The organism is Prevotella sp. kh1p2, from assembly GCF_900111525.1.
Classification (GTDB): domain Bacteria; phylum Bacteroidota; class Bacteroidia; order Bacteroidales; family Bacteroidaceae; genus Prevotella.
Map to the genome: position 1 here is coordinate 165,954 of NZ_FOHY01000003.1, position 21,262 is coordinate 187,215.

Annotated in this window: 17 protein-coding genes, 1 tRNA gene and 1 pseudogene; 9 read left to right on the plus strand and 10 right to left on the minus strand. The window is 53.5% G+C overall.

What is annotated here, in order from left to right; translation table 11 throughout:
* Positions 1-8: 8 nt before the first annotated feature.
* From lpxA to BMW31_RS03220, 5 genes are all read right to left on the minus strand, one after another.
* Positions 9-791, minus strand: coding sequence for an acyl-ACP--UDP-N-acetylglucosamine O-acyltransferase (gene lpxA, locus BMW31_RS03200; protein ID WP_091820958.1), 783 nt, complete (start codon positions 789-791; stop codon positions 9-11).
* A 23-nt stretch (positions 792-814) separates the two neighbouring features.
* On the minus strand, positions 815-2,209 hold the full coding sequence (locus tag BMW31_RS03205; protein ID WP_091820960.1) for an efflux transporter outer membrane subunit: 1,395 nt from the start codon (positions 2,207-2,209) through the stop codon (positions 815-817).
* Positions 2,196-5,483 (minus strand): efflux RND transporter permease subunit, encoded by a 3,288-nt coding sequence (locus BMW31_RS03210; protein ID WP_091821052.1) that lies wholly within the window; start codon positions 5,481-5,483, stop codon positions 2,196-2,198. Before BMW31_RS03210 ends, BMW31_RS03205 begins: the two co-directional genes overlap by 14 nt.
* A 93-nt stretch (positions 5,484-5,576) precedes the next feature.
* Complete coding sequence (locus BMW31_RS03215) at positions 5,577-6,773, minus strand: efflux RND transporter periplasmic adaptor subunit (RefSeq protein WP_091820962.1); 1,197 nt, start codon at positions 6,771-6,773, stop codon at positions 5,577-5,579.
* Between the two features lie 882 nt (positions 6,774-7,655).
* Entirely contained in the window at positions 7,656-9,092 is a 1,437-nt protein-coding gene (locus tag BMW31_RS03220; RefSeq protein WP_091820964.1) for a CCA tRNA nucleotidyltransferase, read from the minus strand.
* Positions 9,093-9,177: 85 nt separating this feature from the next.
* On the opposite strand from BMW31_RS03220, the gene BMW31_RS03225 reads away from it, so the two are divergent.
* From BMW31_RS03225 to BMW31_RS03255, 7 genes and pseudogenes are all read left to right on the plus strand, one after another.
* Complete coding sequence (locus BMW31_RS03225) at positions 9,178-9,585, plus strand: hypothetical protein (RefSeq protein ID WP_091820966.1); 408 nt, start codon at positions 9,178-9,180, stop codon at positions 9,583-9,585.
* An 82-nt stretch (positions 9,586-9,667) separates the two neighbouring features.
* Entirely contained in the window at positions 9,668-10,225 is a 558-nt protein-coding gene (locus BMW31_RS03230) for a DUF1599 domain-containing protein (protein WP_091820967.1), read from the plus strand.
* 5 nt (positions 10,226-10,230) lie between these two features.
* A pseudogene (locus BMW31_RS03235) lies at positions 10,231-12,304 on the plus strand (BT_3928 family protein).
* Positions 12,305-12,384: 80 nt separating this feature from the next.
* The gene (locus BMW31_RS03240; RefSeq protein ID WP_091820969.1) at positions 12,385-13,080 is read left to right on the plus strand and encodes an SPOR domain-containing protein; all 696 of its coding nucleotides are present in this window, start codon (positions 12,385-12,387) and stop codon (positions 13,078-13,080) included.
* A 1-nt stretch (position 13,081) separates the two neighbouring features.
* Complete coding sequence (gene folE, locus BMW31_RS03245; protein ID WP_091820972.1) at positions 13,082-13,675, plus strand: GTP cyclohydrolase I FolE; 594 nt, start codon at positions 13,082-13,084, stop codon at positions 13,673-13,675.
* Positions 13,676-13,736: 61 nt separating this feature from the next.
* Complete coding sequence (locus BMW31_RS03250) at positions 13,737-14,357, plus strand: DUF4840 domain-containing protein (RefSeq protein WP_177166262.1); 621 nt, start codon at positions 13,737-13,739, stop codon at positions 14,355-14,357.
* 2 nt (positions 14,358-14,359) lie between these two features.
* A complete protein-coding gene (locus tag BMW31_RS03255; protein WP_091820976.1) occupies positions 14,360-15,106 on the plus strand; it encodes an exodeoxyribonuclease III in 747 nt (248 codons plus the stop codon).
* 73 nt (positions 15,107-15,179) lie between these two features.
* On the opposite strand, the gene BMW31_RS03260 is transcribed toward BMW31_RS03255, so the two are convergent.
* The 4 genes from BMW31_RS03260 to BMW31_RS03280 all read right to left on the minus strand — a co-directional run bounded on the left by BMW31_RS03260 (position 15,180) and on the right by BMW31_RS03280 (position 18,822).
* A complete protein-coding gene (locus tag BMW31_RS03260; RefSeq protein ID WP_091820978.1) occupies positions 15,180-15,689 on the minus strand; it encodes a toxin-antitoxin system YwqK family antitoxin in 510 nt (169 codons plus the stop codon).
* A 662-nt stretch (positions 15,690-16,351) separates the two neighbouring features.
* A complete protein-coding gene (locus BMW31_RS03270) occupies positions 16,352-17,179 on the minus strand; it encodes a glycoside hydrolase family 25 protein (RefSeq protein ID WP_091820982.1) in 828 nt (275 codons plus the stop codon).
* Positions 17,180-17,187: 8 nt separating this feature from the next.
* Positions 17,188-18,315 carry an energy transducer TonB gene (locus BMW31_RS03275; RefSeq protein ID WP_091820984.1) on the minus strand — a complete coding sequence of 376 codons (1,128 nt, stop codon included), beginning with the start codon at positions 18,313-18,315 and terminating at the stop codon, positions 17,188-17,190.
* Between the two features lie 3 nt (positions 18,316-18,318).
* Positions 18,319-18,822 (minus strand): DUF4251 domain-containing protein, encoded by a 504-nt coding sequence (locus BMW31_RS03280; RefSeq protein ID WP_091820986.1) that lies wholly within the window; start codon positions 18,820-18,822, stop codon positions 18,319-18,321.
* Between the two features lie 325 nt (positions 18,823-19,147).
* Between BMW31_RS03280 and BMW31_RS03285 the strand changes: the two genes are divergently transcribed.
* Positions 19,148-19,639: a hypothetical protein gene (locus tag BMW31_RS03285; RefSeq protein WP_091820988.1), complete on the plus strand. Its 492-nt coding sequence runs from the start codon at positions 19,148-19,150 to the stop codon at positions 19,637-19,639.
* A gap of 201 nt (positions 19,640-19,840) precedes the next feature.
* Here BMW31_RS03285 and BMW31_RS03290 read toward each other — a convergent pair.
* Positions 19,841-19,913 (minus strand) — tRNA-Pro (locus BMW31_RS03290).
* 151 nt (positions 19,914-20,064) lie between these two features.
* Between BMW31_RS03290 and BMW31_RS03295 the strand changes: the two genes are divergently transcribed.
* Positions 20,065-21,255: a zinc-dependent metalloproteinase lipoprotein gene (locus BMW31_RS03295; RefSeq protein ID WP_091820990.1), complete on the plus strand. Its 1,191-nt coding sequence runs from the start codon at positions 20,065-20,067 to the stop codon at positions 21,253-21,255.
* Positions 21,256-21,262: the final 7 nt, after the last annotated feature.

Below are 21,262 nucleotides of genomic sequence, written 5' to 3' on the forward strand. Positions count from 1 at the left end.
GGTATGAATTACATTTTACTGATAATTCCAAGTTTGGTTGCTTTGATGAAATTCACTATTTCGCGAATTTCAGGACTGTCGGGCACCTGGGCGTTGATTTGCAGCACGGCGTCGAAAACACTGTTCTGGCCGTGGAACACCAGCCTGTAGGCGTTGGCAACGTGCTTCTGCACCTTGTCCTCTATACCCATAGTGGTCATAATGGTGTTGTTAGGACCGGCGTAGGCCACGGGCTTTCCACCGGCTACAATGTATGGAGGAACATCCTTGGAGAAGGTTGTTCCGGCCTGTATCATTGCGCCTTTGCCCACCCGGGTCTTGGCATTCTCGATGACGGAGGAACTGAAGATGACGCCGTGGCCTATCTCGCAGTCGCCTGCTATCTTTGTTCCGTAGCCGAAAACGCAGTTGTCGCCCACCTTTGTATCGTGCGAGATGTGGACTCCCTCCATCAGGAAGTTGTCGTTGCCGATAACGGTCTGCCCGCCTGCATGCGTGGCGCGGTTCACCACCACGTTCTCACGAATGATGTTGTTGTTGCCGATGACGAGCTCCGACTTTTCGCCCGTAAAGTTGAAGTCCTGCGGAAGAGCGCCGAGAACGGTGCCCTGGTGCACCTTGTTATCGCTGCCCATGCGGGTTCCGTTGAGGATGCTCACGAAGGGAAAGATGATGCAGTTGTCGCCTATCTCTACCTCGTCTTCGATATACACGAAGGGGAATATCTTGCAGTTGTTGCCTATCTTGGCGTTAGGAGATACCACTGCCTTGTCACTTATTTGGCTTGCCATAATTCTATTGTTTAAGTTCAACACTACTTTGCACCGCCTCCGAGGGCATAATACAGGTTGACCACGGCCTGCATCTTGCTGAAGTCGTCGGCCACCTTGGACAGTTCTGTGTTCAGCAGGCTGCTCTGCGCCGTGATTACTTCAAGGTAGGTGCTGCCTGCACTGGCCATGAGGAGCTTGGTGTCCTCCACGTTCTGCCTGAGCACTTCTATCTGCTTGGCCTCTATGGCACTCTTCTCGGCCGAGGAGTTGTACAGCACGAGGGCGTTGCTCACTTCGTTTCCGGCCGACAGAATGGTGTTCTGCCACGTGTTGTAAGCCTGCTGATACTGGGCTTCGGCTACGCGCAGGCCGGCTATGAGCTGCCCCCGCATGAAGATGGGCTGCGTGAGCGCGCCCACTGCACTGAGCAACCACTTGCCCGGATTGGTAATCATGCCGCCGCCACTGTTGGTGAAAGCGCCGCTGCCACTGATGGTGATGGAGGGATAGAAGCGGCTGCGAGCCGTCTCGACACCGTAGAAGCACTCGGCAAGAGCCATCTCGGCAGCGTGCACGTCGGCCCGGTTCTTGAGCAGCTGGAGGCCTACGCCGGTGGAGAAGCTGGTGGGCAGGTTCTGGTCTTCTATCCTGCCGCGGGCTATGGTCTGTGCCTGCTGTCCAACGAGCAGGCTGAGCGCGTTCTCGCTTTCGCGTATCTGGCGCTTGATGTCGGTCTTCTGGGTGAGTACCGAGTAGTAGTTTGACTCGGCGCCCTGCACGGCCGTGGAGCGTACTCCGATGACTGCATCCTTCTGCAGCTTCATGATGTCCCAGGTGTCCTTGGTCAGTTTCTCCATGTCAGTTACCAGTTCCAGCTGCTTGTCGAGCATCAGGAGCGTGTAGTAGAGGTTGGCCACGTTGGCTACTACATTGGTCTGTACGGCCACCTGGTAGTCTTTGCTCTGCAGCAGGGCCATCTGCGCGGCACGCTTCTGGCTCAACAGGTTGCCGAAGAGGTCAACACTCCAGCTCGCGTTGATGGGCAGGCTGTAGGTCTTGGTGGCCTTGTTGCCGTCCCAAGAGGCGATGGTGCCCTGCGGAGTGAAGGTAAACGAGGGCAGGAACGAGAGCTTGGCGGCCTTGAGCTGGGCTTCGGCCATCTTCACGTTGAGCGCTGCGTTGAGCAAATCTTTATTGTTGTCGAGCCCTTTCTGTATGATTTGCTGCAGCTGCGGGTCGGTAAACACGCTGCGCCAGGGTATGTTCGCAAAGCTCGTAGTATCGGTAACGGCAAGCGTATCGGTAACAGAGGCCGAGTCGCGCACCAGTCCCGCCGTGTTCACAGCAGGGCGTTCGTACTTTCCGTACAGGCTCTTGCAGCTGGTGAACACCGTCGCTGCAAGGCCCAGGAACAGGATTGATTTATTTATTTTCATCTTCGTCGAATTGATTTACGTAAGTAGATGGCTTCTTGGTGTGTGCATACTGCTGGAGCTCTATGGCCGCCTCTTCGTTTACTTCGTCCTCGAATACGATGGGCTTGATGCGCTCCTGCAGCCACTGGAAGACGGCGAACAGGGCCGGAACCACAAATATCTGGCACAAAGTACCGATGAGCATACCGCCTACTGCGGCTGCGCCGAGGGTCTGGTTACCGTTCTTGCCTACGCCGGATGCGAACATCAGCGGCAACAGACCGATAATCATGGCCAGAGAAGTCATCAGAATAGGACGCAGACGGGCGCCTGCTCCCAAGATGGCTGAATAGCGGATGGCCATACCTGTTTGCCTGCGCTCCAGTGCGAACTGCACAATAAGGATGGCGTTCTTGGCAAGCAGACCGATAAGCATAATGAGCGAAATCTGCATGTAGATGTCATTGGAATGGCCGAACAGCTGAGTAAAGATGAAAGCGCCGGCAAGTCCGAACGGTATTGAGAGTATTACAGCCAGCGGGAGGATATAACTCTCGTACTGGGCCGACAGTATCAGGTACACGAAGACCAGACACAGCACGAATATAAGTGCCGTTGAGTTGCTGCTCTCGGCCTCTGAACGGCTCAAACCTGAATACTCGTAGCCGTAGCCATCGGGCAACGACTGGGCTGCAACTTCCTTGACAGCTTCCATGGCCTGGCCGGACGAGACGCCCGTTGCAGGCGTAACGCTCACGCTGATGGAAGTAAAGAGGTTGAAACGTGTCACGTTTGACGGGCCATATACACGCCGCAAGCTCACGAACTCACTTACAGGAGACATCTGTCCCGATGCCGTACGCACATAGATATTGCTCAATCCGTCGGGGCGCATGCGGCTGGCCACGTCGCCTTGTATCATCACACGGAAGAGCTTACCATAGGCATTGAAGTTCGAAGCGTACAGTCCGCCGTAGTAGCCCTGCAGCGTTGCCAGTACAGTTGACGGCGAGATGCCGGCCTGCTTGGTCTTGGAAACATCCACGTCGACCATATACTGCGGGTAACTTGGGTTGTAGGAAGTCATGGCGGTCTGCACTTCTTCACGCTTGTTGAGTTCCTTCAGGAAGCTTTGTGTTACCTGGAAGAATTTGTTCAGGTCGCCACCAGTCTTGTCCTGCAGCGAGAGCGTCAGACCGCTCTGTGCCGAGAAGCCCGGTATCATTGGCGGACCAAAGGCCAGAATCTGTGCGTCCTTGATGCTTGCTGTTTGCTTGTAAATCATGCCCAGCACGGAGTTTGCCTCCTTGGGGTTCACGAACAGGGCCATAGGGTCGGCCTCGGTGATGGCGTTCTTGATGCGGGTAAAGAAACCGCCTCCGCGCTCCTCGAACGGCTTTAGCTTGATAATGAAGGTTGCCTGGTCAGAACCCTGGCCGGCGATGAAGTTATAACCCATCACAGCCTCACGCCGTTGAATGGCCGGGTTGCCTGCAAGCATCCTGTCAACCTCCTTCACTATTTCCGACGTACGTGCCTGGCTGGTACCGGGAGCGGCCGAGATGGTTACAAAGAGCGTACCGGTATCCTCGTCGGGAACCAGTCCGGTCTTGGTTGTTCCCATGGTTATAACCAGCGCGATGATGCCTACGGCCACGATGGCAGCGGTGATGATGCGGTGGTTGATAACGTGTTCTACACCTTTCTTATATTTAGTGGTCGTCTTCTCGAATACCTTGTTGAAGTTCTCATGGAAGCGGCCGATGAACGTCTTGTTCTTTTCGGTCTCCTCCTCTTTGTGCGGTTTCAGGAAGATAGCACAGAGGGCAGGCGACAAGGTCAAGGCGTTGATGGCCGAGATAACGATAGACACGGCCATCGTTACACCGAACTCACGGTAGAAAGTACCCGAAGTACCGCCGATGAACGATACCGGCACGAACACGGCCGACATCACCAGCGTAATGGAAATGATAGCGGAACTGATTTCGTTCATGGCATCGATAGATGCCGTAAGCGAGCTCTGGTAGCCCTGGTCGAGCTTGGCGTGCACGGCCTCAACCACCACGATGGCGTCATCTACTACAATGGCGATGGCCAGCAGCAATGCCGAAAGCGTGAGCAAGTTGATGGAGAAGCCGAATACCCACAAGAAGAAGAACGTACCTATCAAAGCTACTGGCACGGCAATCATAGGAATGAGCGTGCTGCGGAAGTCCTGCAGGAAGATGTAAACCACAATGAACACCAGCAGCAGGGTGATGAACAGCGTCATTACTACTTCTTCGATAGAGGCGAAGAGGAACTCGGTAGTATCCTGCTCGATGGTATATTCCAGTCCAGGCGGGAAGTTCTTTGACGCTTCCTTCAGGGCTGCCTTCACGTCGGTGGCAATCTGCGTGGCGTTTGAGCCGGCTATCTGCTGCACCATACCCATTACGGCAGGCTGGCCGTTGTTAATCAGGTTCACGTTGTACTGCAGCACACCGAGCTCTACCTTGGCCACATCCTTCAGCTTGAGGGTCTGCCCCGTGGTGGAACTTGTCAGTATAATGTTCTCGTACTCCGTTGCAGTCTTGAGCCTGCCTTTATAACGCAGCACGTACTCATAGGCCATGTCGCTCTGCTCGCCGAACTTACCCGGCGCAGCCTCTATGTTCTGCTCGGCCAGCGCTCCGCTGATGTCGGTAGGCACGAGGCCGTACTGCTTCATCTTGTCGGGCTTGAGCCAGATGCGCATGGAGTAGCTGGCGGTAGACGGGCTCTGCACGTCGCCCACGCCGTTGATACGCTTGAGCAGCGGTACAATGTTGATATTGTTGTAGTTGGTCACAAACTCGTTGTTGTAACGGCCGTCCTCGGTCGTAAGCGAGTACATGATAACGTTCGACGTCTGGCGCTTCATCACCGTTACGCCCACACGAGTTACTTCGGCCGGCAGCAGTGCCTGGGCCTGCGAAACGCGGTTCTGCACGTTCACGGCAGCCATGTCGGCATCGGAACCTTGCTTAAAGTAGACCGTAATGGAGGCCGAACCGTCGTTGGTAGCCTGCGAGGTCATGTAGGTCATATTCTCCACTCCGTTGATGCTCTCCTCAAGAGGAGTGATGACGGAGTTCAACACCGTGTTGGCATCAGCGCCCTGATAGGAGGTGAAAACCACGATAGTAGGCGGCGCGATATCCGGGTACTGCTCGATAGGCAGTGATATCAGTCCGATTGTACCCAGCAGGACGAAGAAGATGGACACCACCGTCGAGAGTACCGGACGTTTGATAAAGTTTGTAAATGACATATTTCTGGTTTTATGTATCCTGGTAGCCGGCATCATTCGCTGTGCCCGTCAAACAGCCCGAAGGCCGTTTCCGGGCACCTTGATGCCGCATCCTTATTTGCTCTTCATTGCATCTATGAATCCCTTGGCGGTGCCTTGCTGCTCGGAGAGCTTGGCAGCGTTGTCTATCTTCTGCTGGTACTGCGCCTCCGTTATGGGCTTTATTTCCATGCCGTCGGTAAGTTTGGTAATGCCCTTGCTCACATATCGGTCGCCAACTTTCAGTCCGCTGGTCACGATGTAGTTCTTTCCGTCGTTCTGCGGGTTCACGGTTATCTCGGTATATTTCACCTTGTTGTCCTTGCCCACCACGTAAACGAAAATCTTATCCTGCACCTCCGAGGTTGCCTCCTGCGGTACCAGGATGGCGTTGTTGTTGGCTCTGGGGATGATAATCTGCCCTGCGCCGCCGCTCTTGAGCAGCTTCTCGGGGTTAGCAAAATGGGCTATGAGCGACACGGAGCCGGTGGCTGCATCTATCACGCCGCTCATCTTGACTACCTTTCCGGGATGGTTGTACACCGTGCCGTCGGCCAGCTGCAGCTTTACTGCGGGAATGGAGTTGATAGCGGAGCTCACGTTACCGGCCGATTTGGTAAGCTCCAGTATCTCGCTCTCTGACATGGAGAAGAACGCCTCCACTGTACTGATATTTGAAACGGTGGTGAGCGGCTCCATGCTCGATGCGCTCACCAGTGCGCCCTCCTTGAAAGGCAGACTGCCTACCACGCCCGATGCCGGGCTCTTGACGGTGCACCAGCTCAGCGTCTCGTTAGCCGAAGCCAGCGCTGCCCGTGCCTGCGACACAGCTGCCTGTGCCGAGGCGTAGGAGTTCTGGGCCGTACTGAGCTCGTACTGGCCTATGACGTTCTTCTCAAAAAGTTTCTTATTGTTCTCGTAAGTCATCCGGGCAGTGTTCATCTGCACCCGAGCAGTGTTGAGGGCGGCCTGGGCCTGGCGCACTGATGCACGGTAGGTCTCGCTGTCAATAGTAAACAACACCTGGCCGGCGCTTACCGTCTGGCCCTCGTGTACATACACTTTGGTGATGAATCCCGACACCTTGGGGCGCACCTCCACATCCTGAATGCCCTTGATGGTAGCAGGATAGGTTGTCTGCAATGCAGTACTGGCGGAACTCACCGTACGAACGGCAAACTCGTTGTCACCCATCTTCATCTGGTCGTTGCCTCCGCAAGCGACAAGCAATGCAGAAAGGGCCGCCACGAACAAATAACTCTTACTTTTCATACCTATACTTATTTAATATTAATGTTTACGAATTTCGTCATCCTTAAATGATATCAATATAAAAACTCAAATGCTTCAAACAGTTTTCAAGCCACAAAATTACAAATTATCTGATAATAGCGAACGCACGGGAGCTTGTTTTTAACAATTATTAGATGCACATACCTAAAAACAGGTAGGAAGGAACGGCATTTATATCATTTTCGGCCTGCTTCCCGATTGGCAAGGGGGAGAGGTTTCAAATACCGTTTCAACTACGCGATGCAGGCCGAAACGTCATTCCGGCCGTGCGCATTCCGAGGTGCCGGAACAATGAATTTGAAGGCTCAAAGCATAGCTTCGTGAACTTTCGACACTTGTCGCACGATTATTTGACAGGTGTCGCACGATCGTGCGACAAGTGTCGAAAGTTCACGAACGGCACCACCAAGACTATAAAATCGCGCTCTCCGCCACTCAATAACTTTAGTTTCCCTCTCCTTGTACTTATCGTTTCATAAACCTGCTGACAGATCATCCCCTCCTAACCTCCCCTTTCCAAGGGGAGGAAACATTGCTGCACGGCTATTGATGGCAAAATACAGTCAGTTAGAGTATTGCAACAAGTCAAACCGGTAACCTTCCCTTGGAAAGGGGAGGCGGAGGAGGGGATGATTAATTAGCAGCCTATAACAGAACTGCTGAAGGTGTCATATCCCCTACTCTCGCCGGTCCAAGGGAAAGAAACGCAGCAACGCGCGCGACTGCTCATTGCTAACCGTTGCTTTACATATTATATAAGAGGTAACGCAAAAGAAGATACAAGAAGACCTACTCCCCCAACCACTACAGTCGGGAGAAGCTATTAAAAGGAAGAAAGAGGAAAAAGAGAAGCAACAGAAGCTATCGGCCAGCCGGCTCCAGGCCCATTTTGCGGGCCTGCTCCATGAGCAGCTGCATGAGCGGTTCGCGCTCGTTGGGCACGCGGTTGTCGAGTACGGCCTCCTTGAGGCATTTTTTCAACTCGCCCACCTCGCGACTGGGCTTGAGGTGGAACAGCTCCATAATCTCGTTGCCGTTGATACATGGCTGCAACAATCGCTTGTAGTCGCGCTCCTCCAGGTCCTTCAGTTTCTCGCGAACCACGCGGAAGTTGTCCAGGAAACGCTGCTTGCGCTGCTGGTTCTTGCTCGTAATGTCGGCCTCGCAGAGCGTCATCAAGTCGCCTATATCGTCGCCCGCGTCGTTCATCAGCCGGCGCACGGCACTGTCGGTCACCTCCTCGTCGGCTATTGCTATGGGTCGCATGTGCAGGTCTACCATCTTCTGGACATACTTCATCTTGCCATCCATGGGCTGTTTGAGCCGTCGGAAAATCTCCGGAACCATCTTGCAGCCCACGTAGTTGTGGTTGTGGAAAGTCCAGCCCACGCCCGGTTCCCAGCGTTTGGTACGGGTTTTGCCCACGTCATGCAGCAAGGCAGCCCACCGCAGCCACAGGTTATCGGTGCTGCGGCATACGTTGTCGAGCACTTCGAGCGTGTGGTAGAAATTATTTTTATGTGCCCGGCCGTTCTTGGTCTCCACGATATCGAGTGCTGAAAGTTCGGGGATGAGCAGCTGAAGGAGCCCACAGCGGTGCAAATCTACAAAGCCCTTGCTGGGCGTGCGAGTCATCATGATTTTGTTCAGTTCATCAGCTATTCGCTCGCCACTGATAATCTCGATTCGCGAGGCATTGCGAGAGAGCGCTTCGAAGGTCTCATCATCGATGAAAAAATTCAACTGCGCGGCAAATCTTACGCACCGCAACATGCGCAAAGGGTCGTCGGAAAAAGTGATGTCGGGGTCGAGCGGCGTGCGGATAATGCCGTCTTCCAAGTCGTAGAGGCCGTCGAAAGGGTCTACGAGTTCGCCAAAGCGGTCGGCATTGAGGCACACCGCCATGGCGTTGATGGTGAAGTCGCGGCGGTTCTGGTCGTCTTCCAGCGTGCCGTCTTCCACGTGCGGCTTGCGTGAGTCGTGGTCGTAGCTCTCCTTACGGGCCCCCACAAACTCCACCTCGGTATCCTTGTACTTCACCTGGGCAGTGCCGAAGCTGCGAAAAACGGAGATATGGGCCTTGCGGCCGAGCAGCTTCTTCAGCGCGTCGGCTACCTGGATGCCGCTTCCAACGACCACAACGTCGATGTCGTTGGACGGGCGTTCGAGAAACAAATCGCGCACATAGCCGCCCACCACGTAACATTCAAGGTGGAGACTGTCGGCTGCCAAAGAGATTTTATGGAAGATGTCTTTATCAAGTAGTTGTGCCAAATCGGCATTGGAGAGATGTCTCATCTGTTATGCTTTTAGGGTGCAAAGATACAAATTTAACCTCAGATAACGCTTTATGACCCGATTTTTTATTAAATTTGTGCGCAGTATGAAGAATTGTTTGTTACTTCTGTTGCTGCTCGTAACGCTTACCGCCTGCGAGCAGACGGCCGATGAAAAGGCCGAACCGCTGATGGCGGAGATAGAAACACTGTACGAGCAGGGGCAGTATCAGCTTGTCCTGGACTCCATCACCTCGCTGCGCCGGCAGTTTCCGCAGGCCGTCAAGGCCCGCAAAAGGGCACTCACGCTGTGGCAGGAGGCATCGCTTAAACTGACGCAGGCCGACATCGCCCGCACCGACTCGGCCCTGCAGGTTGCCATCCGGCAGTTTAACGAAGCGCGAACCATCAGGGAACGCAATTTCATCGGCATCAGGCGCGACTCGCTCCAAATCCGGTACGATGCCCTCTGCGGCACCGTAAGGGTTATCCATAAACGGCAGCAGGAAGACTAATATAAAAAAACCATAAAGCCGGAGGCCTAATCGCACTACTTTTTGGCTATCTCGCGATTAATCTGTAAATTTGCACCCAGTTATGGCAAAGGACAATACAGAACAGCAGTTCAGGGATGTGATGCACGAATGCCGCACGCTCTTCGAGCAGAAACTGCACGACTACGGAGCTTCGTGGCGCATAATGCGCCCGTCGTCGCTCACCGACCAGCTTTTTATCAAGGCCAAGCGCATACGCTCTCTGGAAATAAAAAAGGAGTCGCTGGTGGGCGAAGGCATCCGTCCGGAGTTCGTGGGGCTCATTAACTACGGCATCGTGGGGCTCATCCAGACGGAGAACGGCTATGTTGACACTGTAGACATGACGCCTGCCGAAGCCATGAAGCTGTACGACAGGCATGCCACGGAGGCGCTGGAGCTGATGCTCCGCAAGAACCACGACTACGACGAGGCGTGGCGCTCGATGCGGGTGAGCAGCTATACGGACTTCATTCTGACCAAAATACAGCGCATCAAAGAGATAGAGGACCTGCAGGGACAGACGCTGGTCTCCGAAGGCATCGACGCCAACTACATGGATATCATCAACTATGCAGTGTTCGGCGTCATCAAACTGGATGAGGAGAGCCAGACAAAATAAGACTTGTGGACAGCATCAAGAAATTCTTCACCAACCTGTGCAGGCTGATTCTGGCGGTCACCTTCATCTTCTCGGGCTATGTCAAGGCCGTTGACCCGCTGGGCACCCAGTACAAGATACAGGACTATCTCGAAGCACTGTCGCTGCAAGGATATGTGCCCGACTGGGTTACTCTCGGCACATCGGTAGGCCTCTCGGCACTGGAATTCTCGCTGGGCATCTTCATGCTGTTCGCCATCTGTCGCCGGCGCAATTCCCGGCTGGTGCTGATATTCATGCTGGTCATGACGCTCATCAGCCTCTGGCTCGTGGTTGCCAACCCTATAGAGGACTGTGGATGCTTCGGAGATGCCGTCAAGCTCACCAATGCCGAAACCTTCGGCAAGAACATTGTGCTGCTGGCGTGCGCCGTGGTAGTGGCCATCTATCCGCTGCGGATGGTGAGGTTCATCTCCAAATCCAACCAGTGGATAGTGATAAACTTCACGATTGTCTACATTCTGGCTACCAGCGCCGTGAGCATTTACAGGCTGCCGTGGTTCGACTTCAGGCCCTATCACGTCGGCGCCAACATTCTCAAGGGCATGGAAATGCCGCCGGGAGCACAGGCACCGCAGTTTGAAACGACCTTCATCCTGCAGAAGAACGGCGTGAAAAAGGAATTCTCGCTCGACAATTATCCCGACTCTACCTGGCAATTCGTGGACAGCAAGACGGTGCAGACACGCGACGGATACGTTCCGCCCATACACGACTTCTCCATACAGACGGCCGGCGGAGAGGACATCACGCAGCAGGTGCTCACCGACAAGGGCTACACCTTCCTGCTCATAGCGCCTCATCTGGAGCTTGCCAACGAGACTAACTTCGGCGATATAGACCAGATTTACGAGTACGCGCAGGCCTACAACGTGCCGTTCTACTGTCTCACGGCCAGCAACGAGCAGGCTATCAGCCACTGGGAAGACATTACCGGGGCCGAATATCCTTTCTGCACCACCGACGAAACAACGCTCAAGACCATCGTCAGGAGCAATCCGGGGCTGGTGTTGCTGAAGAACGGGACCGTCATCAACAAATGGAGCCACAACGAACTGCCGCAGACGGAGGAACTCACAGCCCCGCTCGCCGAGCTCAGTATCGGCCGGATGCCGGCCAACAGCATGGCAGGCAAGATTACCAAGATATTCCTCTGGTTCATCCTGCCGCTTATTCTGCTCACTCTCGCTGACCGGTTGTGGTCTTGGAGCAAGTGGGTAAGGGCCAAGGAACAAAGAATAAAAAGAGATATACCAACTTTTAAAAAAGAAAAAGAAAATGAGAAAGAAAATTGTTGCAGGCAACTGGAAAATGAACATGAACCTGCAGGACGGCGTGACTCTGGCCAAGGAGATTAACGAGTCACTGAAGGCAGAGAAGCCCAACTGCGATGTAGTAGTCTGCACGCCATTCATCCACCTGGCAAGTGTTGCCCAGGTATTGGATGCAAGCGTAGTAGGACTGGGCGCCGAGAACTGCGCCGACAAGGCTAAAGGTGCCTACACGGGCGAGGTTTCGGCCGAGATGGTGAAGTCTACCGGTGCTCAGTACGTTATCCTCGGCCACTCCGAGCGTCGCCAATACTACGCAGAGACACCCGAAATCCTCAAGGAAAAGGTTCTCCTGGCACTGCAGAACGGCCTGAAAGTTATCTTCTGCTGCGGCGAGACTTTAGAAGAGCGTGAAGCCAACAGGCAGAACGAGGTTGTAAAGGCAGAGCTGGAAGGCTCGGTATTCAACCTGACTGCCGACGAGTGGAAGAACATCATCCTGGCTTATGAACCCATCTGGGCCATCGGAACGGGCAAAACCGCAACCTCCGACCAGGCCGAGGAGATGCTTGCTTACATCCGCTCTATCGTTGCCCAGAAGTATGGAGAGGCCGTGGCAGAGGAAACTTCCATCCTCTATGGTGGCAGCTGCAAGGCTTCCAACGCACCCGAGCTCTTCTCAAAACCCAACATCGACGGTGGCCTCATTGGCGGCGCTTCGCTCAAAGCAGCCGACTTCAAGGGCATCATCGACGCCTGGAAGAAGTAATCAGGCCCAAGGTACATGGCTGGCAGCACGGCAATACGGCCACTGCCGGCCATTCACCATCAACTAAAATCAACAATCACATGAAGAGATTCGTCATTTTCCTGTTTATCACCCTTTGCTCTGTGTCAGCTGCCAGCGCACAGACTTACCTCGAACACCTGCAACAGAAGAAGCAGGGACAGGCTTCGGTAACCGTCAAGCAGAGCAAAGAAATCGACGATTTGGTCAACGGCAGCAATACAACACCGCAAAAGGACGAGAAGCCACTCAAGGATACAAAGACTTACCAGCAGAAAACCAGCGAAAAAGAAACGCAGCCCTATCCGCTCGGCACGCACAAGGCAGCCAAGGATTCGGCCAAGAAGGAGCAGCCCGTTCTCAAGGAAAATGCCGACAAGAGAGGCGAGGCTGCCAGGCTCAACGTGCCAACCACAAAGAAGAACGAAAAGAACGAAGATAGCGAAATGGACATACCTACCGTGGACTTGCGCAAGAAGGTGATGCGCAAGAGCTACAAGGTAACCGGCTATCGCGTACAAGCATACGCCGGAGGAAACTCCAGAGCCGACAGGCAACGTGCCGAGCAGATAGGCAACAGCATCAAGGTAAAATACCCGGACCAGCCCGTCTACGTGCACTTCTACTCTCCCCGATGGATTTGCCGCGTAGGAAACTACCGCAGCTATGAGGAAGCCCAGAACATGCTCCGGCAGGTTCGGGCCATGGGCTACCGTGCAGCAACCATCGTGAAGGGCAAAATAACCGTACAATATTGATATGAATCCGGAAACTGAATTACGTGAGGGACTCGACGAACTCGCATCCCACTACAGGGCCGTACTGGAACTTTTGGGCGAAGACCCAACCCGCGACGGCCTGCAGAAAACGCCCGTGCGGGTGGCAAAGGCCATGCAGATACTCACGAGAGGATACACACAGGACGCGCACAAGGTACTTACCGACGCACTGTTCGAAGAGAAATACAACCAGATGGTTATCGTCAAAGACATCGACTTCTTCTCTTTGTGCGAGCACCACATGCTCCCTTTCTACGGCAAGGCACACGTGGCCTACATCCCCAACGGATATATAACCGGGCTGAGCAAGATTGCCCGCGTGGTCGACATCTTCAGTCACCGCCTCCAGGTACAGGAAAGGCTCACCCAACAGATAAAGGACTGCATCAACGAGACACTGAAACCACAGGGCGTGATGGTAGTCATAGAGGCCAAGCACATGTGCATGCAGATGCGCGGTGTAGAGAAGCAGAACGCCATCACCACCACGAGCGACTTCTGCGGAGCCTTCAACCAGGCCAAGACCCGCGAGGAGTTCATGAACCTCCTGCGCGGAGAATCCAAGCGAATTTAACTTAAAAGGATGCAAGATTCCGGCATCTTTTACGTTTACATATTATTTAAAGAAGATGATTATGAAAAGACTAAGCAATCAAATCCTGATGTTGGCCTGCCTCATTACGGCAGCCTTCACACTTTCGTCGTGTCTTGACAGCGACGATGACGACAACGGTTACACCAACGAACAGATACAGCAAGCCATGCTGAGCATGCAGGGTAACTACACGGGTGCTTCCGTTGCAGCAGTTTCTCTTACCGAGCACGACTCCATCAACAACGTAAATTGGTCGGCCGATTCCATTATCACCGTCAGTAACTTCCCCCTGAGCAACATTGCCTTCTTCTTAAACAAGAGCACCGACAGCAATGTCAAGGCCGTTGGAGAGGCGCTCAAGGCCCTCGGAAGCACCAAGCTCAAGATTAGTTACGGCTACTACGGCATGAACGAGACGGCCATCAGCCTCTATACAGAGGGACGGCCATTGGAACTGAGCGTTGTATCAGGCGGCAAAACCGTTAAGGTTAAGGTTACTTTTGTACCCTATCAGCGCATTGACTACACCTACGGTATCTTCCGCAAGGCAGAGAACAAGACGCTCATTCTGCTGACAGTAGCCGAGCTGACCATCGACGATGTGCCCGTAAGTCTGCCTACCAGTCCCCAGATTCTGCTCACATCAAAAATGAAGATCTAAGCATGAAACTTATTTCCTGGAACGTAAACGGACTACGTGCCTGCGTGAACAAGGGCTTTGAAGACAACTTCAAAGCCCTTGATGCTGACTTCTTCTGCCTGCAGGAAACCAAGATGCAGGCCGGTCAACTCGACCTGCAGTTCGACGGCTACGAGTCTTTCTGGAACTATGCCGACAAGAAAGGCTACTCCGGTACGGCCATCTACACCCGCCACCGGCCGCTCAGCGTGAGCTACGGCATGGGCATCGACGAGCACGACCACGAAGGCCGGGTCATCACCCTCGAAACGGCAGACTTCTACCTCGTAACAGTCTACACCCCCAACTCGCAGGACGAACTGCGCCGACTGGACTACCGCATGAAGTGGGAGGACGACTTCCGTGCCTATCTCAAGCAGCTGGACGCCAAGAAACCCGTCGTTGTATGCGGCGACATGAACGTGGCCCACGAGGAAATCGACATCAAGAACCCCAAGACCAACAGGCGTAACGCCGGCTTTACGGACGAGGAACGCGAGAAGATGACTCTGCTGCTGGCCGATGGCTTCATTGATACATTCCGCACGCTGTACCCAGAACAGGTAACGTACAGCTGGTGGTCGTACCGTTTCCACGCCCGGGAGAAGAACACGGGGTGGCGCATCGACTATTTCCTGGCTTCCGAGCGGCTGCGCAGCCAAGTGAAAGATGCCAAGATACACACCGAAATCTTCGGTTCCGACCACTGCCCTGTAGAGCTCGACCTCTGACCTGCAGGCCCACCAACAGAAAAAGGCGACTCTCCCGAGTCGCCTTTTTTCATGTTCCGATAATTGTATGATATTATAAGAGAGATTGTATTTCAGAGAGCGGCCGGCGCTGCATGTCGCCGTTGGGAGTCGTTACCGTAAAGTAGTTGTGCTTTGAAACGCCTTCCTCGAACTGCATTACGGCAATGCTGCCGTCGTGCATCTGAACCGTGAAATAGCCCTCGCGCTTGCCGTTCTTGTAAGTACCGTGTGCCTTCTGCTTGCCGTTGGGATAGTAGGTTGTAACCTCACCGTCCAGCACCGTATTCCTGTCATTGCCCAAGTCGATGAAGCTGTAGCCGCCTTCGGCCTTCAGCTTGCCGTTCATGTAGAAGTCCCGGAAGAGTTCCTGCTTGTTCATACCGGCGCCCTTGGTAAGCAGCAGGCGGTAATAACTTGCATCGCTGCGGTCCGACACGTTGCTCATGTCCTTGGCGTAGTAGATGGTGTCGGCCACTACTACTGCATTTTCACTCACATGCTTGCGGCCGTAAGAAGCCACGGTCATCAAAGCCATCACTGTAAAAAGAATAATCTTCTTCATTGCTATTTGTAATTGTTTAGGTTGCTTGTTGTTTTCGCCTGCAAAGATATGCAATTAATATGAGACTGCCTAATGTTTTAACGATAATTTTTAATTTATTTTCAGCGCTAAAACGATTGTAAATTAAAGACGTGCTTTCATTCTAAAACTTCATAAAATGGTGTCACTTTGCTATAATTTGATATCTGCACCCTTCTCACAGGGGTATATTCTGACATTATGAAAGATATATACGCCATTATAGCCTGTAATCATATCATTTACCACAAAAGACCATACGGGATGCTTACAGATTGTTTTGTAATGATATATTACCACATTTACATCTTGCGAAAGCAACAACCGGTAAGGCTGACAAAAAGCCATCGCGCCCTACCCTACCAACAGCAAAAAGCCACCAAACGACACCTTTCACAGCGCAAGCTGACTTGAGCCAAATCAAGAGCATAGCTTCAAGCCTCTTGATGGGCATCTTCAAGGCCGCTGAAGGCATCGTTCAAGAGCCTTGAACGTATGCTCCTGTCCAACAGGCCCGCAGAGGCCCTGCTGCAGGGGCTGTGCAGCAAGCTGGCAGAAGGAAAGAAAAAAGACGGAAAAGGGCTGACTGACAGTCAGCCCGCAGAAAACAATTCAGCCCGCCACGGCACCGACCGGCTCGGGCGCTATTTGAGTATCAAGTCTTTGAGCGTTGTGCCTTCGGCGAACACATCCAGGTCTACGGCCGTAGAAATGCCGTCGACAGTACCCTGGTCGGTATGCTGCCAGATGTTGTGGCGCCCCGCCCCGCGCACCACAGGCGACTCCGGACTGTACCTGGCAAGGAAGAGTTGGTACTCATTGAAGTGCGGCGCCAGGTGCGAATTGTAGAACTTGGCGTAGCTGTAGATAAGGGGAGCCTTGCCATAGTGGGCTTTCACCAGCGCGGCAAACCTGCTCAGGCTGTCGCGCAGCTGCTGGTGCGTCCAGCCGCTCACGCCCTCCTGCTCCACGTCAACCATGGGTATGAGGTCCTGCTTCTCCTTGGCGGCAAAGTGTGCAAAGCTCCGGAACTGCAGCGTTACGGGGCTGGACGACGTAAGGTAGTGGTAAGAACCCACCTTGACACCGGCCCGCCGGGCCTCATCTATATTAATAAGGTATAGCGAATCGAGATAGGTGTAGCCTTCGGTGGCCTTGATGTAGACAAAGCGGACACGCGGGTCGACGGCCACCTTGTCCCAGTCGATGTCGCCCTGGTGGTGTGACACGTCGATGCCATCATAGTCGAGAGCGAGATGGCGGTTCTGGGGTTCGGACGCAAAGAGGTTGAGCCGGTCGGTTACCAGATGCAGCGTAGCGGGCGAAAAGACGGCAAAGACCACGAAGACGGCGAACAACACGCCCGCTGCCCCCAGCAAAAAGCTGAACAGCTTGCGCACTTTGTCGCTGCGGTGGCGGTGATGGCGGTGATGGTGATGATGCGAGTGGGAATGACGGGTATCGTAGCTCATGGCTCAGGTTATTGCAAATGGATGTTTATGGGCAGCGTTACGCGCGTGCTGACGGCCTTTCCGTCCAACTTGCCCGGCTTCCAGCGGGGCATCAGGCGCAATGTTTTCACCAGCTCGCGGTCTATCTCGGGCGAGTTCGGCTGCAGTATCCGCACATCGCCGATGCTGCCGTCAGCCTCCACATCCATCGCCACCATCATCCTGCCAACGGTGTTTCCACACACCACGGCGGGCGAGAGATTGAGGTTACCGGAAAGGAACTGCACCATGGCCTGCTGCCCGCCGGGATATTCGGGGTACTCTTCTACCGTCTTGTACACGCGCCATCCGTCGAGTGACACGGTGTCTTCAGGCAGATATTGGGGCGCAGGTACGCTTGCCGGCTTGCCTTTAAGCAGCTTGCGGGCCTCCTTTGCCAAGAGCGAACCAACGCGGTCGTAGCTCACCCGGGTAGCGCACTGCCCTATCTCTGCATCCGATGCGTAAATGAGGTCTATGAGCAGCCCGTCCTGCTGCATGGCTGCGCCCTGGAACTGGATGGAATACACCTCCTCCGGCAGTGGCGAGGTGGCGCCCGCGGCGAGGCTGTAAACAAAGTTGGCATCGTACATCCCGCTCTCTATACGCCCCACGCGCAGTAGGTCGGCCATCTCCATCACGCGGTCGTTCACGATGTCGTAGGTGAAGAGCGACTGCAAGGTGTCGCCCTGCTGGGCCGAAGCCTTGGCCGGACTCACCACGCGCGCCATCCGGAATGAGACGAACCGGCCGGGCATGTAACCCACCTGCTGCAGACTGCACGTTACGTAACAGAACTTGTTATCATCGGGCAGCTGCCCGAACTGCTGCGTTACGGGCTGGCCGAAGCGCTGCAGGAACTGCCGGCAGGCTGCGTTGAAGCTGGCCGAATCGGCCTGGAAGAGCTGCTTGGCCAGATAGTTCTGCAGGCCTCTCAGCTCCGAGAAAGCCAGCCGTTCGGGCCACTCCACGTTGATATCTATCACGTTGGTCTCCGCCCCACGCTGGTAGAGCAGGTGCCGGAGCACGTATCTCACGCTGCTGTACTGCGGGGCCGGCTGCGCCGTAACCGTGCAGACGGCGGCCAGGAACAGGACGGCAAGCAAGTATTTCTTCATCTTCTACTTCCTCTCCTTGTTGAAAACCATCTCTCCCGAGAAGCCTATCCGCTCCCTTTCGCGTGCCTGCACCTCGAGTGTAGCCTTGCCGTTGTCGAACACATCAATCATATAAAGGTAGTCGTCCTCCTCGTTGCGTATCGTAATTTCAATGCGCGTGAGGTCGCGCTTCACGCGAGTGCTGCGGTAGCTGTTGGCCACTGCCTTGAAGTTAAGCGCCTTGCCGCCGCCGTAGGGCACGCGATAGGCGCGGCCGAAGTACGGCAGGTAGGAGTCAACACTGTCGCCGTGCACCGTAAGTTCGTAGCCGTAGCTTATCCGGCGCGATGCTCCGCGCTGCGGCATCACGTAATCCATCGCTATCGTAAAGTGGCGGTTGGCTATAGCTTCGGCCACTCTGTCGGCTTGCTCGGCCGCTTTGGCCGCCCGCTCCTGCGGAGTGAGCCGCGAGGTGGCACAGGCAGCAAGCAGCAAAGCCGCCAATGCGTATAAAAACAATTTCTTCATGCCTGTTGTTATTTTTCTGCTAAGATAGCACTTTTTGGTGATTTCGCCATGTTTTCACCACATTTTTTCGCCTCGGAGCATGCAGAGAGGCTAAAAACTGCTGCCGGAGGGGGACGGGAATGCAATCATTGTCAAACATTTCCTATATTATTTTGGTATTTTATATTTTAATTGCTTACCTTTGCAACATTGCCATTTAAAGAATGGCAGACTCTTGGTTTTATTTTAAATCTATAGACAGGCCATGACACTTAAGACTTTAATACTTACTTTATCTGCATCATTTTTGTGTTTCTCATGCAATAACAAAGATGATGATTTGTATATGGAGATAGCCAACACGGATTTAAAAGAAGAACTGAAATTTTGTGTAGATTCGCTTAATTCCATTCACCAAGGGCAGGATTATGCGATAAGAGTGTACTGCCAGAACATCAACGACTCGATAAGAAGGTTCACGGTTAGCACGGAAATAGACTATGACATCTGGTATCATTGCCCTTATCACTTTAAAAGTAAGGTCGGTGGCAAGGACATCTTGTTTGTTATGTTAGCGGGACAAGAGACCGACAGAGGATTTGAAAAGCCGTTTTTTACCTTGGATAGCACGCGTTACAGCAATGTGGTTAAGAAGTATTTTCCGAAAATATACAAGAAGTATGGACTGCAAAATTACAGAAATCCGGAAGTAATATATGAGCCTCCACTGATACATCTTACTTTTCTGAATGGTAAACTAATTGGGAAATGCCACGAGATGGGAATGCCCGCTGACAGAGTTCCTGTAAATATTGGTGGCAAAACCGTGTATTTGTAATTGCTTTCCTCATTTAACAACGGCAGTACCTTTATTGGTTTCTTGCCCCATCGGTACCTTACAATACGCTCTGTCGTCAAGAAACAAAGGAGCGAAGGCAGCCACAAGACAGCGTGAAGGAACCGGACAAAAAGCAAAGAAAAAGCCCGAGGCCAAAAGACCTCGGGCTTTCAGGGGTTATACTCCCTTCTAATAAGAATGTCGGGATTACTGGACTCGAACCAGCGACCTCGCGCCCCCCAGACGTGTGCGCTACCTACTGCGCCAAATCCCGAATTCAAGTGCAAAGGTAAATATTAAAAATGACATCTGCAAATATCCGCATCACTTTTTCATTTAAAAAGTTTTATTTAATCATATTACATGAAAAAGAACTTGGGTAGATACATTATATTTTGTATTTTTGTACTTTCAAACAACAAGGAATGAAGAAGAACCTCTTTTTAGTGATACTCCTGTCGGTTATCATCGCTTCCTGCTCCAGCAGCGAAAGCGCCGAAGAAGACGGCAGCAAGCCAGAAGTGACGGCCGACCAGGACGAGGACGACGCCACCATCACCGATAACTACATCTACAAACTTCCCGTTATCTTCCATGTTCTGTATCAGGATAAAGGCAATCCGGAGCAATACACGCCGGCCAGTCGTATTCACGACATCCTTAAATACGTGAACCAACTCTACTCCGGCGGCGTTTACGGCATGGCGGATGGCGGAAGCGAGAACTTAGGAGTGGAGTTCGTACTGGCCGAACGGGACGAGAATGGGCGCAAGCTCGACATACCCGGCGTGGAATACATCAAGTGGACAGGCACTTACCCCATTGACCCTGCCGACCTGATGACCAAGAGGGAATACGCCAAATACATCTGGAAGCCGAACGAATACATCAACGTCATGCTGTACAACTTCGCGAACGATGATGCCTCGGGCAGCGTAACGCTGGGCATCAGCCACATGCCCTACACCGTAAAGGGCGACCACAGGCTCGAAGGACTCAATGAACTGGAAGCCCGCCAGGCCGGTATAGAGAAATCGAACCTGGGCTTTGCCTACTGCTCTTCCATCAACAGCCTCTACGCATGGAAAGATGAAAGGGGACAGCTGTACCAGAGCGACCGCTACACAAACGGCAGCCACGAGATAGAAGAGACCACACTCGGCCAGGTTTCAAGGGATGTGAACGTGACCGTTGCCCACGAGCTGGGCCACTATCTGGGCCTGCACCACACGTTCACGGAACGGTTGAGCGACTCGTCGGCAGAGGCCGTGGACTCTTGCGGCGACACCGACTTCTGCAATGACACGCCTTCGTACAACCGGATAGTTTACAACGAGCAAATAGAGGACTATCTCAACTCGCTTTCTGAGAACGAAACCGTAAGCTCAAGGATGCTGATGGCACGCTCGAACTGCGCAGGCGACGACTTCTTTGCCGCCAACATCATGGATTATGCCTATACGTACGGCTTCCGGTTCACCAAGGAGCAGCGCGACAGAGTGCGCCACGTGCTCTACTACTCGCCGCTCATCCCGGGGCCGAAGAAGGATGCTGCCGTCAAAACGCGGGCCGTGGTTAAGGGCATTATAGACCTGCCCATACGTATTGTAAAATAAAGCAACC